At 37.9% G+C, this 16,179-nt stretch carries 14 protein-coding genes; 3 read left to right on the forward strand and 11 right to left on the reverse strand.

Features of this window, described 5'->3' with window-relative positions:
• Positions 1-217 precede the first annotated feature (217 nt).
• The 3 genes from ACLQ7H_RS14540 (at position 218) to ACLQ7H_RS14550 (ending at position 1,132) form a co-directional block, all read left to right on the forward strand.
• Positions 218-442 (forward strand): hypothetical protein, encoded by a 225-nt coding sequence (locus tag ACLQ7H_RS14540; protein ID WP_411753283.1) that lies wholly within the window; start codon positions 218-220, stop codon positions 440-442.
• Positions 439-855, forward strand: a complete 417-nt coding sequence (locus tag ACLQ7H_RS14545) for a thermonuclease family protein (RefSeq protein WP_411753284.1) — start codon at positions 439-441, stop codon at positions 853-855. Before ACLQ7H_RS14540 ends, ACLQ7H_RS14545 begins: the two co-directional genes overlap by 4 nt.
• Positions 856-952: 97 nt before the next feature.
• Positions 953-1,132, forward strand: a complete 180-nt coding sequence (locus ACLQ7H_RS14550; protein WP_411753285.1) for a hypothetical protein — start codon at positions 953-955, stop codon at positions 1,130-1,132.
• A gap of 220 nt (positions 1,133-1,352) precedes the next feature.
• Here the strand turns inward: ACLQ7H_RS14550 and ACLQ7H_RS14555 are convergent, their stop codons facing one another.
• From ACLQ7H_RS14555 to ACLQ7H_RS14605, 11 genes are all read right to left on the reverse strand, one after another.
• A complete protein-coding gene (locus tag ACLQ7H_RS14555; protein ID WP_411753286.1) occupies positions 1,353-1,751 on the reverse strand; it encodes a hypothetical protein in 399 nt (132 codons plus the stop codon).
• A 321-nt stretch (positions 1,752-2,072) separates the two neighbouring features.
• Positions 2,073-2,978, reverse strand: a complete 906-nt coding sequence (locus ACLQ7H_RS14560; RefSeq protein WP_411753287.1) for a hypothetical protein — start codon at positions 2,976-2,978, stop codon at positions 2,073-2,075.
• Entirely contained in the window at positions 2,975-4,225 is a 1,251-nt protein-coding gene (locus ACLQ7H_RS14565) for a metallophosphoesterase (protein ID WP_411753288.1), read from the reverse strand. The genes ACLQ7H_RS14560 and ACLQ7H_RS14565 overlap by 4 nt, the downstream gene beginning before the upstream one ends.
• An 82-nt stretch (positions 4,226-4,307) precedes the next feature.
• Positions 4,308-5,789 carry a hypothetical protein gene (locus tag ACLQ7H_RS14570; protein ID WP_411753289.1) on the reverse strand — a complete coding sequence of 494 codons (1,482 nt, stop codon included), beginning with the start codon at positions 5,787-5,789 and terminating at the stop codon, positions 4,308-4,310.
• Positions 5,790-5,795: 6 nt separating this feature from the next.
• The gene (locus ACLQ7H_RS14575; protein WP_411753290.1) at positions 5,796-7,202 is read right to left on the reverse strand and encodes a metallophosphoesterase; all 1,407 of its coding nucleotides are present in this window, start codon (positions 7,200-7,202) and stop codon (positions 5,796-5,798) included.
• Entirely contained in the window at positions 7,193-7,657 is a 465-nt protein-coding gene (locus ACLQ7H_RS14580; RefSeq protein WP_411753291.1) for a hypothetical protein, read from the reverse strand. Before ACLQ7H_RS14580 ends, ACLQ7H_RS14575 begins: the two co-directional genes overlap by 10 nt.
• 4 nt (positions 7,658-7,661) lie before the next feature.
• Positions 7,662-8,603, reverse strand: a complete 942-nt coding sequence (locus tag ACLQ7H_RS14585; protein WP_411753292.1) for a hypothetical protein — start codon at positions 8,601-8,603, stop codon at positions 7,662-7,664.
• Positions 8,604-10,370: a LamG-like jellyroll fold domain-containing protein gene (locus tag ACLQ7H_RS14590; protein ID WP_411753293.1), complete on the reverse strand. Its 1,767-nt coding sequence runs from the start codon at positions 10,368-10,370 to the stop codon at positions 8,604-8,606. It abuts the gene before it with no gap.
• Complete coding sequence (locus ACLQ7H_RS14595; RefSeq protein ID WP_411753294.1) at positions 10,367-11,074, reverse strand: hypothetical protein; 708 nt, start codon at positions 11,072-11,074, stop codon at positions 10,367-10,369. The genes ACLQ7H_RS14590 and ACLQ7H_RS14595 overlap by 4 nt, the downstream gene beginning before the upstream one ends.
• Positions 11,062-12,915, reverse strand: coding sequence for a hypothetical protein (locus ACLQ7H_RS14600; RefSeq protein WP_411753295.1), 1,854 nt, complete (start codon positions 12,913-12,915; stop codon positions 11,062-11,064). Before ACLQ7H_RS14600 ends, ACLQ7H_RS14595 begins: the two co-directional genes overlap by 13 nt.
• Positions 12,912-16,172, reverse strand: coding sequence for a hypothetical protein (locus tag ACLQ7H_RS14605; protein ID WP_411753296.1), 3,261 nt, complete (start codon positions 16,170-16,172; stop codon positions 12,912-12,914). The genes ACLQ7H_RS14600 and ACLQ7H_RS14605 overlap by 4 nt, the downstream gene beginning before the upstream one ends.
• Between the last annotated feature and the right edge of the window lie 7 nt (positions 16,173-16,179).

The raw sequence follows: 16,179 nt of genomic DNA on the forward strand, positions 1-16,179 counted from the left end.
TATTGTTTGGAATAGTGGTATATCTATCAGGTATCTCTATGGGATGGTATATTCATGATAGTTATGGTGCAGATAATGATTATTGCACTGTAACCGAAACATGGTTAAATGTTACCTATATAGAATACTGCATTTTTAATGGAGTGCCTCTACCATGCGATACTGAGCAAGAACAACTCAGATGTGTAGAGATAAACAAATTATTGGAATCAGAGAAATGAGTGAAAGAAATCAAAAATACTACAAAGAGGGCGATGCCAAACACTATTCAAAGCATAAAATCTATTGTCAATTCTGTTCTCATTATGAGATTGAAGTTGCCCATTGGGATGGAACGAGTTTTTCTATTGATGTGATATGCTCAAAATGTGGAACCACAACCAACTACAGACATGATAATCCTTATGATACGAATGGAGTAAAAAAGGAGAAGAAGAAATGAAAATTATTCTATCATTGATTTCATTAATATTCCTAATTTCGATTCCCATTGCAAGTGCAGACATAGTTGGAAAAGTTACTTATGTGGTGGATGGTGATACAGTCGATATAAATCAAACAAGAATTAGATTCTCATTAGTTGATACACCAGAAAGAGGTGAAGCAGGATATAAGGAAGCAAAGGACTTTGTAAAATCATTATGTCTGGGTAAAAGTGCTTATGTAAATCTTGATGATGAGCAACCACGAAAAAGTTTTGGGCGTGTCATTGGAGTTATTACATGCGATAACAGAAATGTAAATGAAATGTTAATAATCAATAATCTAGCAAAAATTAGGACCGAATACTGTAGTGTTTCAGAGTTTTATGATGAGAGTTGGGCTAATCCATGTCAGGAGTGTAAAAGAAAATAAAAATCAAATGTCTTTTATGTGGAAAAGATTGCGAAATTAAATCTAATGAGGATAAAGGATTGTATTATAATTGTGATTGTGAAAAGGAGAATGATAAATGAGTTTATTTGATAAAGGTGAATGTAGAAAGTGCAGAAAGAAATTTGATGAACATTTCCAACCCAGTATGATTGCAAGAAGTTTGGTTTTTGATACAAGGTGGGTCTATCTATGCAATGATTGTGCTTTGCAAACTTCTTATTTATGGGATAACAGAGGAAAAGAGAATGCCAGTTAGTCAAGAGAAATACAAATTTAATAGAATATCGCAGAATCCAGAGAAACCGATAGACTTGAAAGCACTGTATGAAAAAGCGAAAAAGAAAAAAGAAAATGATTAGATACAAATGGGAAATATCTGTCTGGATAATTGTTGCTGTAGTAATAGGACTTGTAGGACTCAGCTACGTATTCGGCAAATAAAACATACCCCCTATTTTAAATGGGGGGGTATTTTTTTAGTAGTCACCAGTTGCACATTTTTGTATTTCGTAATCTGCCAGGTGCTCATCACCGTCATCGTCAGGAAGTTCATATCTATCTTTTAGACAATCCTGAACCTTCTCTGTGGTTCCCATGAATACTGTGGTTTCTTTAAAATCTGACCAATCATCTACAGAACCAGTGACTTCCATGTGATCTATTGCCTGTGCAAGTTTGCATATACCTACGGATTCATCATTCAGCATTTTTTCAAATTTCTTTTCTGATGGGTTATTGTCACCATGAGATTCAGAACCCCATTTCTCAACACCTGTGATGTCTTCACATTTTTCCGCACTGACTGTTACCAATGGTATACTACTGGCAAACAGTAACGATGCAACTAGATATACTATGTATTGTATTCTATTCATCAATAGCAACTAGAAAACAAGTTCTATATAAAACTAATAGTTAGAGTATCGTCATATATCAGATGATTACTAAGATAATCAATGTGTAAGCACAAATAAGATAAAGATTTAATAATCTTGTTACTCTAGCGATGTATAATGATGGATTGGTTAGGAACTTTAATCCTGGGTATTGTCTTGATAGCAATCGGCTACATTGTCAATAGAGTGTTCAGTGAACCAATAATACAAAAAATTGGTTATGTGATCATGGTCATTGGTGTTGTCGTTGTTGTGATAGCAATCATATTGCTAGCAGTTATGCTGCTAGCCTGAATTTTTTTATACTGCTACCAGTCTTACGTTTCTCAGTGCTATTGAATTTTTGCTAGGTTCAAACATAAAGTCCAGGCTTAGTTTGGAATTGTAGTTCTTTGCCATTACATAGATTCTGCCATGATCTGAGTTGTTTAGTCTAATCCAGAAATAAGAGTTCTGGTCACATTTTTCTTTGGTTCCATGAGATATACTTACTGTGTGTTCGCCTATCTTTTTACCATCGATTACGCAAGATACTTTGGTATCTTTGCAGGTAAAGTCAACACGATGCCACGATGTTCCTATATTTACTCCATGATTAAATGATTTGCTGCCTGTGTGTTCGTTGTGACATGTTTCTGTTTTAAAATCTACAGTGCTTGAATCAATAGCACAGCCATGACCACCGAATCTGTTGGCACAATCTCCGCCTTCCTGGTGTCGGCTTCTGAGTTTGAGTGATAGGTTATCTACCCCACCACTGCCTGCTACAAGATGTGCAACTCCATTTCCATCTACTACAAGTTTAGGACTTCCTGATGCAGCAACGAATATTGATTTATCGTCTGGTTGTTGTGAACCTTGCTTTACTGTTATCTCTCTTTTGTTTCCATCATTCCATTTACCATTAATGTTACTATCCCATAGTATTCCTTCTTGCGGTGTTGGTTCTGGTGTCGGTGGAACGTCTGGATCTGGGTCTGGTATTGGTTGTGGTTCTGGTGCTGTTCCGCCTACCTGGACTTCAAATGCTTCTGGTGCACTGCTGCATCTAAATTCATAGAGTCCGTTTTCTGATGGCGTGAAACTTGCTGATTTGCCGTCAAGTGCTACTCGCAGGTTTACTACTGGACCTTTTGTTTGAGTCCAGTCACCAGGTGATGTGACGGTCATCTTTGACGGTTCGTTTATCTTTCCTGTGAACTTCAATTTACTACTCCCCCATTAACATCTTTGAATTTCATTGTCGCTGTGCCATCAGATTTTGATACAAGTTCCCAGAATCCATATTTGGTATTATTACAGAATGTGAATACTGCATTAGTTCCGCATTCATAATGATTCCTTCCACCTGCACCACTTTCAATATATGTTATTCCATCTTGCACACCTTTAGCCATTATGTGATTATGACCGTTTAGGAAAATGAGTTTCGCTGTTGGACCAACTGCTTGTTTTATCGGTTCACAAAATGCTGTCTTTACTGCCTTTGCTGCTGAATCCTCAGTTACAGGATGATGTGAATTAGGCGGAGTTTGACATATTGGTTTATGCGATGCGATAATAACAATATCAACGTCATTCATATATGTTGAGTTTGATAGTCTTGCTACTACGTTCTGTGATTGCAGTTTCATTCCTGCACTGTTATCGTTTGTATTAAGTCCTACAGCAAGAACATTTCCACGCTTTATTGTGTAATCATTACCGCAGTATGCTAGGAAATCTCTATACAGTGATGCACTTCCATCTTCTTCTGAGTCATGGTTGCCTATCTGACAGGCAAGAAGATTACCCAATGAACCCCATGTGCTAATGTATTTACTTGAAGTGCTGTCATAACACAAGTCACCCAGGTTCAATACAAGTGTTGGATTTTGTTTCTTGATTTGATTTAGAACTTTGATTCCATCGCCTTCGCATTCTACATCACCTACTCCAATTATCTTTACTTGTGAAACTGGTGTTGGTGGGGTGTGTGTATCATTTCCTGGTTCTGTAGTCGGTAGTTGTTCACAAAGTTGTGAAGTAGTATTGTAGAATTCTCCTGTATCACAGGTTGGTAATGGTGGATTTGTTTCACATCCAGTTCCATTCCAGAACTCACCAGTGTTGCATTCAGGTGGATTTCCTGTTTGATTGTCAACTGGTGGAATTACAGTTCCATTGTCTATCGGTGGTATTGTTTGATTGTCTGTGGGTGGAATTGTTTGATTATCGTCTGGTTGTTGCTTTTCTTCACATATATCTCTGAATGTCTTGCTTACATTCTCTTTATCCTTAATTTGTAATGTGACAGTGCACAGGTCAGATAGTTTACTTCCGCCTGATGTTTCTGCTCGTATGAATTTTTTAACCTGTTTTTCCATTTTACTTAGTGCTAAAACGTTTTGTGAGGTTATAGTCGATGCTAGCAGTATTGCTGCAATCACTAAAAATATGACTAACTTTGCCATTGTAAGCACTGGCAAAGAAGATACTAATGATAACTATGAGATTCTTAGACTCTCAGATTCTCGGATTCTTAGATTCTTAGAATCACTCATACATCACAAATGCATAGTCTCGGAATACATCGGGAGATGTGTATGCCGTAGGCGGGACTCCCCCTGCATCGAATTTTATTGCACATGTATTTGCACCGTCAAACGGGTCATCGCTGTTTCTATATACGTTTACTTCATTTGTTGTATCTACCGTATTGCCTGAATATTCAACACATAGTCTATCTCCTGTTTGCCATGAATAGTTCGCTGTGAGATTCTCAAAAGTATAGTCTGCCTTTGAGGTAGTAAGTGCTGATGCTGCTAAGTTACCGCCACCAGCAGTGTATGTATACGTCACTGCTACTTCGTCATCGCTTCCTTTCCTCAGAACGCATGTAACATTACCTGCGGGTGGATTTCCTGTCTTTGACAGTCTTAATACTATCCTCTTTGGTTTCTTTCCTATCATCTGTGAACTACTGCCGTTTGCCAGGACAGCCACACGGTATCTATCTTTATGAAGGTTTGACTGTGACCCGTCATCGGTGACATCGTATATTTTAGTTAATGTAGTAGTATCCTGTCCGAGAGAACATGAATCTATTGGAAATGATATTATATTATATTTTATATCCCAATCCCTGTGCACTGTTCCAGCAGCAGGGGGTTCTGCGGGTTCTGATGAATCACCTGCAATCTTTGATGGGTCTACTTCTCTTATGGATAAATCCTTGAATCTTATTGCAGGTCCATCCCATCTGAATGTGAGATTCGGTGCTCTCCATGTCATTATCTCATCATCCCTATCTGCACCGCATCTTGTTGCATCATCTCCCCATCCACCAGAATCTACAGTTTCATTAACCTTCTTGAATGTAATACCATCGTTATTCACATTAAGCCATAGTTCTATTTTTACAAAAGTCTTTGTTCCGTCTGATGACTTTGTTGTATATACTATGTATTTGCAGATCACCCATTTGTTGAAAATATGACCCAGACCAGTTGACTTGTGACTTCCACTCTTGTTTACATAATGGACATGCCATTGTTCTTTAGAAAACTCAGTTGTTCCTGCATCACTTCCAGTATCAGCAACAAAGAATCTGGATGTATATGATGAACCAGAACAATCAACAGTGTTACTCTTGTGAGAACCAGATGGACCTTTCATTATAAATCTTCCATCATCGCTGTCATGGTTTGTGCATTTTATCCTGGCTGTCATTTCAAACCCTCTCATATCCCAGTCTTTTGATGATGACATGTAACCCCTGCCTTTTGCAACACTGTGATCCAGACTCGGATTGCTGTATCCTACTAATTCTTTCTCAGGACTTACATGTAATCTAACCTGACCGTCATCTTTTACTGTCCATCCATCATTTGTGTTACCTTCACCAATATCATCCTCAAAATCACCACCTACTCTTGAATCATCACTGGGATTACTGTTATTCATATACCACTCCCTAGCACCCACTCTTGTGGCGTAAATCATTTTTATGTTGAATTTATCGAGTTGATTGCCCATTTACTATCATGTATGAGTTATTGTCGCTGTTTTTAGTAAATTATTTGAGTTCGTGTAAAATCTGATTGTAACTTTCTTTCCACTGTTTGAGAATTCAAAGAACACATATCCGTAATTACTGCCATTTGACCAGGCAATGTATGAAGGATTACTGTCTATGGAATCAAGTGCTCTTCCACCCGCACCTGCACCTATCCACATTTTTCCATGATTGTCTGCTGCCTTGCTGTAAGAATAATTAGGATCAGTTCCAATAATCGTTGGATTGCCAGGTGAACCAGAATTGTATTTGATTAATTTGCTCTGCCACATATTGTGATTGTGTCCTGTTATGACTATATCTACGCCATACTTGTCAAACAGTGGATCGTATCTATCACGACCACCAGTATTGTTACCATGATCAGAAGGCGGTCCGTATATGTTGTAATGATTGCACACAATTATCCATTCGATTGCAGGATTTTCTGAATATGATTTCAGTGATGATTCAATAAAGTTATACTGGTTAGAACCAACAGAATCAGATACACTCTGGTTCTCCCCTGATTCTAAGAATACTATTCCAACATTATTGAATGTTTTTTTGTTATATGTAGCACCATATCCATAAGCATTTTTCAATGCGTTCTTTGTTTCTGGTTGTGATTCTGACTCATCTACATCATGATTTCCAAATGCAGTTCCAGATTTACTACGGTATGACGATGTGATGTCCAGCCAACATTGACTGCCACTTTTGTATGCATTATCACCACCAAATATTATGAATCCAGTGTTTCTTCCCTTTATCTTGTTGAAATTAGACTGGAATTCAGAATTGCATGACATGTCAGCAAGGGCTGCCATACTGAAATTGCTTCCTGTATCTGGGTTTGGCGATGGAACTGATGGTTCACTTGTTGTTGATGGATTAACCTCAGCCCTGACTCTGAAAAAATTATCAGCAAATGTTTCAGCACCAGGATTTACGGTTACTCTAAGCCATACACATCTGAAATCTCCTGCTGCCAGGTCTCCCAGTTTTAATCCTGCTGTCCTTTTTAATGCAGCAATAAAATCAATATTGCTTCCAGTTGGTGTGGTAAATTCATTAGCAATAGCGGTTTCAACTGCATTTTTTCCTACCTGTGCAAATGAATATAATGCCTGATCATCTGCTGATTTTGTATCAAGCACCATGTAGAAAACCACGTTACGCATTATCTCAGATGCATTGTTCTTGATTGCGACACATCGATAAAGTGTTACGCCACTGGAAGCCTCTGATTCAGTAATCCTTCTGAATAAATTATGTAGTGAACTGGGGTTTACCTTAGTAGTTGATACGTTACCACCTAGAGATAGGTTAGGGTCTGTATTGGAACTACCGCCAGTCAGTCTCATCTCTATGTTAGAGGAAGTCAGTGCCATGTCATTGTTCCCATATCTACTTTGTTAGTCTTGAGACCTTTAAGACCGAGTTTTTCATATCTTTTGTTTATGTCATACATTTGCGATTTTGATATTGTCATGCTTACTACATCTTTTGCCTTACTTCTAAGAACATCATATTGACCATCGTATACAGGAAGGTCTAGTATTGAATGGACTTCCATGTAAAACTTGTTTGGATATTTGATTCTACTCTCAGTAACAATACGTGGTTCCATTCTTGATATTTCTTCTTCAATATCATCTAATGTTCTCTGTTCTGTTGGATGCAATGTTGGGTCATCACTGCATGAATAATGAGCAGTTATCTCATGATTAACTGGGTCATGATTATCAAAAGTAACCTGTATACCAGGACATTCAGGTTTGTATGCGTTAATCTCTACATCATGAAGTCTGTATCTCACTGACTTATGATATACTCTTGCTGTCATACTACTACACTATGTTTATGAGGTTCCCTGCAATGTTGCCAACTATTTGATAATATGAAATCCACAGTTTCTTTGTAGTTGTTCCTACTGCTAGTTTTATACTTGCACGCATTACTCTTGTTTTATCGGTATCGCCATCTGATGCAATATTTGTTGTTGATACCGCATTAGATATTCCATTTTTGTAAACTCTATTTTCTGTTGCAGGTATATGGAATAATGCGTATGCATTAATGAATGTTGTTGATAATGGCATTGTTGTTGCTGTAACTATCTGACTACCAGAATTACCATTACCATTAATTAGAACCCAATTAACTCCATGTCCATCACAGCCTTCTATACCAATTTTCCGTATTGCTGTATTGGGAGTCTGATTAGTATTATCTACATTAAGACCAACTCTTATGACAAGATTAGAATTTGCATTAGTATCAAGACCGAATTGAAATGCTAGATTATCATCAAATGCAAAATCAAGTCCTGATTTAATACATCCACCTGCGTATGCACCAGTGGTTACACCAGTTTCAAATTTATGTGCAGGAATAGTATCGTCATATACAGCAGTTCCACCGCTTCCTGTTTCTATATCCCATCCATCAAGATCCCTTAATGAAACCATTTCTATTCTTCCAACATTACTCAGGTTTGCAAATTCAATATCAAGTAATCTTCCACCTGCTTCGGCAGTAGTAGCATTGTGCAAATGTTTACGAAATACTGGTTCAAATCCCAGTCTATTGAAACTTGAATCATAATCTACATAATAGAGGACATTTTTTATCAGTCCCCCAGAAGTATCAGTAGGACATACAAGACCTAACTGCCTTGTTGTTGCTGTTGCTACTATATTGGTTCCCGTATCTCTAAAAATTGTTTTTGCATCCATTCTCGCAGGAGAATAGTTTTCATCATCCTGCCATCTCGGTCCTAAATTACTCATTTATGTTGTATCAAATCCTGTTGAATCAAATCCTGTGCTATCATAACCGCCAGCATACACATTCTCATTAAATCTAGCATATCCTACTACCGAAAGAGAACCAAATCCAATAGGATGTGGGCTAGAACCTATAGTCCACAATGCACCGTTTGTAAGCGTTCCTACTTTCGTTCTTGTAATAAAATCAGTTGGATTGCCATTTCCTTCTCCCATTTTTAACCAATAAGATGGAAGAGGTGCATCTGTTCTGTTATCTCTGACTGCGATAACCTGTGCTTGTGTGAGTTCTGTATTATACCACCATCTGAAATCTTTCATTGCACCTTTATATTGAAAAGATGAAGGTGCATCAAATTCATATCTTCCTAATAACATTTTTGCTGTTGATGCAATCGCTAGTGTGAAAGCATAATTAGCCTGACTCACTAAAGCACCATTATGATATAATTTTAGATTGTTTGACCCTAATGTTTTATCATAGGTTCCAATAATATTATGCCATTTGTTAGTAGTGTTGGCTAGTGTTGTTGTAGCATAACCTGCTGTTACGTATGCATCTTTACTAACACCTAATTCCAATTGGGTTGGACTATTATATGAAAGATAAACTTCATCATTTCCATCTCCAATAGCCATGATGTTTCTATAATTAATATCATGAATAGTAGTGGGATTAATCCATATTGAAAAACTGAATTTATCTAATGACCTTGACCACAGACCTGTATCTGCTAGTAGGTCAATGTAATCATTAACACCATCAAATGATAATACAGATGCAGCACATATACTTCGACCATTATTCCAGATGTTTGTTTCATGGTCACGATTGAATATTAAATTACTATACCATCTTACATCATCAAGTCTTCCGACAAATCTACCTGCATTAAACGGATACTGTGATGCACCTATTACTACATTGTTATCAACATGATCAAATGTTGGAGTTTCATCCGCAGAGTCAGTCTGTGGAACATTGTTTATTGTCATAGTCATTGCGTTATCAGAGAACTTGTATGTCAAACATGCAGTGGTCCATACATTAGGAACAACAGCATTGTTTGGTGAAATAAAATTAAATGTGCTTCCTGATTTTTTTATAAAGAATTTCAATTCCCTGTTTGTTCCTATTCTTATCATACTTCCAAAAGTGGTTAGTTCCTCAGCATGATACCATAATGTAGGGTCTACACCATTATCTTGAACTGGTTCACCTTCAAGCATGAACCTGAAAAATATTGAAATTCCAACATGATTCAAATCAAAGGATGGTTGAATACCAAAATTCATTGATGCAGGATTACTTATCGTGTAATAATCAATGATGTTAGGATTACTGTTTATTTTAGTTACAATACTGCCACCTTTGATACCATCAAAGTCAGGACCCTCACACAATTTTGGATTACCATGTGGTTTTAGAACAAGTCCTGGAAGATACGGATAATCCTCTAAATTTACAGAAAATGCCATATCTCTCATCTCCTTTGCAATATGGTTAAATTTGCACCATAGTTTTAGATGCACTCCGTCAGGTTCAAATGGTCCTTTGTATATCAACGTTACTGGTTTTAGTTTTGTAAACATGAATGGGTCTTGAATAAGGACTAAATCCTCAGTATGAGTTGATATTATCTGAGGTTCCTGTCTTTCTGGTTTGAACAATTCATTTTCTGCAAGTGTCTGTTTGTTCATAAGTGCTGTGTATTTCAGACTGGATGGATTAGCACTTCCACCTCTTATTAACGCCCAGTTATAACTCATTCTTCATTCTGCACCGCCTGAAATACAGTAGAGTGTGATGCCTGGACAAATGTAATATCCTTTTTATGGAACAAAGGTGTTTCTATTACTACACGGTATTCCATCCTTCCGCCAGTAGGTTTATCAAATGAAGCAAATTCTGTTATATCACTATCAGGAATAGCAGGTGGAAATGCAGCAGTGCTCTTGAGCACTATACCATCAGAATTAAGATCACCAGAAACAAGAATATCAACACGCACTACTTCCTCTTCAAGTGAAGGATCAGCGAATGTGGGTGTTGTGGTTCCAGTGCCCGCACCCATGTATCTGAAATAATCAGTAGATTCACCGCTTATGAATTCTGTATATCCAGTTATCCCATCCCACATGTTTAAGTTATGATTCTTTTCTGCATGTGGTTCAAATTTGTTGACTACCTGGTGAGGTTCAAACTTTTCTCCCTTTCTGAAATATGTCCCTGTCTTTTGGTCATTCCATATTCTATCTATTTTGCTCTCATAGTCATCCATCATATTATGTTTTATTAATTTGAGTCTGCGGTATTCCTCTGGGTATCTCCCTCTACAGTAACGTATTTCATATTCTAAATCACGCAGTGTTTTAATATAGTTAATAACTGATATGGAATCTGTTTTATAATCCCATAGAACTGCACGTTCAATACCGCTTACATCAACATTATCAAAAGTTACTGCGTGCATACCAGTGACTCCCTTACCTTATTTTGATAATGATTCATGTAACCAACTGCTGTCAAATCGACAAAATATGAACCAAATGGATTCTCCTGATTGTATGCGTTTGCATTCCAGTGAACATTGTTTATTTCTGCCATGAGATTTGAATTTTTGTCAATCCCTGCGGGTGGATATACTATGTTTACGAGTTCAAGAGGTGAAAATCCCTTTGTAGGAATTGATAACTGCTTTTTCTCATAGATTCTTTTGAGTTTAGCCCCATATTGCAACAACGTATTTGCATACTTAAAGCCAGTCCTGACATCTGTTATCCAGGGTGCATTAACTCTTATCTCTACTGGTCTATTTGGTGTATATTTTTTAATGGATATTGGGTCTGATACTTCCATTGTGGTTTTATTAGTAACAAAGAATGAATGACGGTATACTGGACCTCTGGAATTAGTTCCCCATCCTGCTGCGAAATCTTCTGATTGTGGAAGTGGTTGTTCTGTAAACGGTTTTTTTGTTCCAGAATATCGTGGCAGTTCATCAGTAGACTCAGTTGTAAAATCAGAATCATGATACCATTGTATTGTGCTATCTTCACTTTCACCACGTTTGAAAAGTATTATCCAGTGTAGTTTATTCTGATCAATGCTTGATACGTTGTATTGAAGGTCTATTTTGTATACAGCAGTAGGTGATGTGTTTATCTGGTCGTATGGAATATTGAATGTAGCAATTACCTTTGATGATGGTCTATCAGAACCGTTATCTTCGCAGATAAGTCCTTGCACACCAGTGAGATTATATGAATCGTCAACTGTGCTTCTACCTGTTCCTGACTTTGATAACAGAAGTGATACATTGAATAGTTTTACACTGCCAGGTAGGAATTGCTGTCCAATATCTTTGACTGCTAAAGATGTAAAGTTGGGCGTGGTCTGTCCTGTTGACGTGGATAAAAGTTGCTCTGTGTTTATTGTAAGATATACCCTGTTGAAAAATCCCTGATCTGCTCTCATCATCTTGCGTGAAGACCATCCGCCAAAATAGTATGATGTGAACTCAGCAGAATCATTGAGTCGTGTTGGCAGACCTGTTATCGGGTCTGTTTCCCACTGTCTTATTGTAATTCCTGAGTGAACCTTGTATGGCGGTCTGAGGTATACATTTTTGTTAGCATCGATATGAGATACGGTTCCGCTTGATGATGCAAAATTCTCAAGAATTGTGGATGCAGTTGAGTATGGATTGTTAATGGAAGGCAGTATTACTTTTATTGTATTGGCAATACTGTCAAGATTGTATCCACCTCTCTGTTGCAGTGTGGGTGAATTTACTATTGGTAATACAGAAGTTGATTGAAATAATTCTAATGCAAGATTATCAATACGGAATTCAGGATCATTTATTATTGTCTCTGGTAATACAATATCTTCTTTATTTGCACTCTTTACAAAATTAAGAAATGTATAATTAAGTATTACGCCAATACCCAGACCTGAGAATTTGTATATCAGTCTGTTACCACTTGGATAATCATCAGTAACATCATCCACTATTCCATACATTATATTCTTGTAGTCTGCTTGTTTTTTTGCTGCCTGTATTATGGCTATAGATCCGCATTCTATTGTATCACCAATTATTCTATCTTTGGTATCATCAATGGTAAAAGAAAAGTTTCCAGTCTGACCTATACCTGCATTAACATCAATGCTTGTAAGGTCAAATGGTGGACTGGATAAATCAAATGAATCAAATGTATATGTTGTTTGAGATTCATCTGGTGTCTTGATAATGAGTTTGAACTTTGTTGGGTCCAGGTATTCTTCTGCTGTTGATAGCAATGTGCTCATGCTGTCATGAATCTCCCTGTATCTTCAAGCGGAATTTCTCTTATTTCTTTACGCAGCATATCACCGCCTGGATATAGATATACTGGCATCTCTATTCTTAGAAACGTTGGACCTGAACTTCCACTTACACCTCTGCCTTTATTTCTTGTTATAACCTGATTAACTGATCCTGACTGTATTTCCACACCTGTTGATTGTGGTAATGATGCACCAGGAGAAAGCGGTGTAACGCTTACAAGTTCTGGTTTGAATCCTTCACCGACAGTAAAGTTAGTAGGACTTGCTACCACACCATGAAATCCATGCTGAGCATTAACCTTCTTTGTTACATAAGTTGTTGTTACTGTTATACTCTTACTCTTCAAATCATCTATTGCTGACTGTAATCTTCTTGCTGCTGTTTCACCTACCTTGAGATTGTTTCTAAATCCATTCATGTGAGTGCTTGATGCTTGTGCTAGCATACGCAGTGAATTTGAACCCTGTATTGCCAGGTTGGCAAGACCTTTCTGCAATTTTTGTGCAGCAACTTCACCTACACTCAGATTGTTTCTTGTTCCATTCATTGCTGCACTTGATGCTTTTGCTAATGCTGCCAGAGATTTTACGCCTTCATTAGATAGATTTGCAAGTCCTGTCTGTATTTTCTGTGCAGCGACCTCACCAACTTTGAGATTACCCGAAATACCGTTCATCGCTGCACTCGATGCCTTAGCCAGTGCAGCAAGTGACTTTGTTCCTTCATTTGATAAATTAGCAAGTGCAGTCTGTGTCTTTTGTAATGCAGCCTGTAATGCTGTCTGGTCTGCTATCTGTGCAGCAGTTTCACCGTTACCGCCTGGTTCATTTGGAACATTAACAAGTTTACCACCTTGATTTACTGTGGTTCCCCCTTTTCCTTTGGGATTCAGTATTGCATCACCCAGTGGACCTAAATTACTAAATTTAGTAGTTACCGCACTTGTTGCTTTTCCCGCCCATGCTGATGCTACTGCTGATGGGTCTTCAAATACAATATCTTCAAGATATATATTCCATTTTTGGAATGCTGCTTGAAGTTCTGCTGCTGTATCTGCACCTTCAAGTTGTTCAATGATTGATGATATTGGTTCTTTGTTTGCTGCTTTTCCAAAGTGGTCTCTGATTGTTTCAATCATTGTGTCTGCAATATCACCAATACTGTCTTCATTGTCAAGTTCTGGGTGTATCTCTACTGTTGCTGAAATAACTTCGCCTCTTTCATTGCGTTGCACAACTCCTTTGAATATGGATGGTGCAATGATTTCAAATATACTCTTGACTCCCTGCCAATCAGATTGTGTATCTATGATTAGTTTCAGTTTCTTCCTGGTATCTTTTGGTAAATCTTTAACGAAATCTCTTGCTTCCTTGTCAATATCGAATTCTAATTTGAATGCTTTTTCTGCACCTGAAATATCATTGAGGAACGATAGTTTATCCTTCCATTCATCTAATGCTTTCTGATTTCTTTCAAGTGCTTTACCATAATCATCTACTGCTTCTACACTTGTTGCTATTGCAACTGGAACATCTACTCCATATCTCACTGCGAGATCAGCCATTTTGTCTATAATTGTATCCATAGTTTTATCGGATTTTTCTTGTGCCTTTGTTAGTTTCTCCTGGTCTGGTAACAGTTCTTTTACTTTGTCACGAACATAGGATACTGCTGCTGCCTGTAAATCAAGATTACCTGCCTGACCGAATGTAGATTTAGCCCATGCTTCTAGTGGTCCTATTGCATCTTCGTATGAACCAGTAGCCCTTATTGTTGCTGCTTCCTGTTTTATTGTTGCATCTACTGCTTTCTTCATACTTTCTACAGTGTTATCCCATTGAACGACTACATTACCTAAATTGTTACGTAATAAATCCTGATTCTGTGCTATTGCCTGTTCCTGTTCTTTAAGGTAAGTGTATCTTTGACCTACAGTAACAAGTGTTGAATCAATCTGACCTAATGTTGAATTGTATGTTTTATATGAAGAATCTAAAGCGTTTACCGAATTTTGTTGTGCTTCGATTTTTCTATTTTGTTCCTGCCATACTACACCAAACTTTATCATTCCTTCTTCTTCTGTTTTAAGTTGCTGTAATCTGGTTTTTGCTGTATCCAAATGCAGTTTAGTTTTATTTGTCATCATTTCTTGAACTGCTCTGTCTGCTACCAGTTGTTCTTCTACACTCTTGACGTATGCAGAAGTCTGTTCCTGGCTGGATTTTTTTACTACTTCTGCATGTGCCTGAACTATTTCATTTGCTTTGGAAAGATGGTCTGATACCATAGTCTGATATGTTTTTGGTCCTTCCCCCATCTTGCCAAATTCGTCTGTTAATTGTTTTGATGTTTCCCCTGTTGCTTCTGTAAGAAGACCGAATCCTTCTGTGAGTAATCCTATTGCAACAAGGACAGCACCTATACCAGTTCCTATTAAGAGACCTTTTATTGCACCTGACATTGCACGGATACCAGTAGCACCTATCTGTGCACCATTTCCTGTTGCTTGAAATATTCCACCCAGAGGGGTGACTGATGTTGCAGCAGCAGCCGATGAACCCGCAATAGAAGACATTCCACCAAAGAACTCTTTTATCCTGGGTATAATACCAGTAAGACTTCCTCTCATTGTTGTTACTACCTGTGCCATAGAACCAGTAGCAGCTATTGCCTGCGGTCCTACCTGTGATGCAAACTGTCCCCACGCCTCATTTACATCTCCCTGCAAGTCAGCAGAACGTTCCTGTGCTACTGCGAGTTTGCTCTTTGTATCAGTAATCCTTTGCTCAAGTATAGCCATTTCCTCAGCCGAGAGGTTTCCTTTATCTCTGGCTTCTGCCAGTCTGTTTTCCAGTGTAGCAAGTGTCGTAGTAAGTGATGAGACTCTGGTTATTGATTGACTTGCCCTGATTTGCACTTTGGTTAAAGAATCATAAGCGTTGTAAACACCCCAGACTGATGCAGCAGCAACAGAAAACGCTGAACCGTTCTTGGATATTTCACCGCCTATCTTTGATAATGTTGAACGAAATTTATTGGTCTGTTGTTCGGTAGTTCCGATTGCTGCCTGTAGACCCTGCAAACCATCTAAGCGAAAACCCCCCGACATTGATTGTTTCGCACCGTCAAGACCTACCTTTAACTGGTTGAATCCCATAAGAACAGATTTTATTTGGTTAACAACTTCGGGACTCCCTTGTAGAACTAACTGTATAGAAACTGTATTGTTAGCGGACAAGGGATGA

Source organism: Serratia sp. (in: enterobacteria), assembly GCF_046715635.1.
Classification (GTDB): domain Bacteria; phylum Pseudomonadota; class Gammaproteobacteria; order Enterobacterales; family Enterobacteriaceae; genus Chania.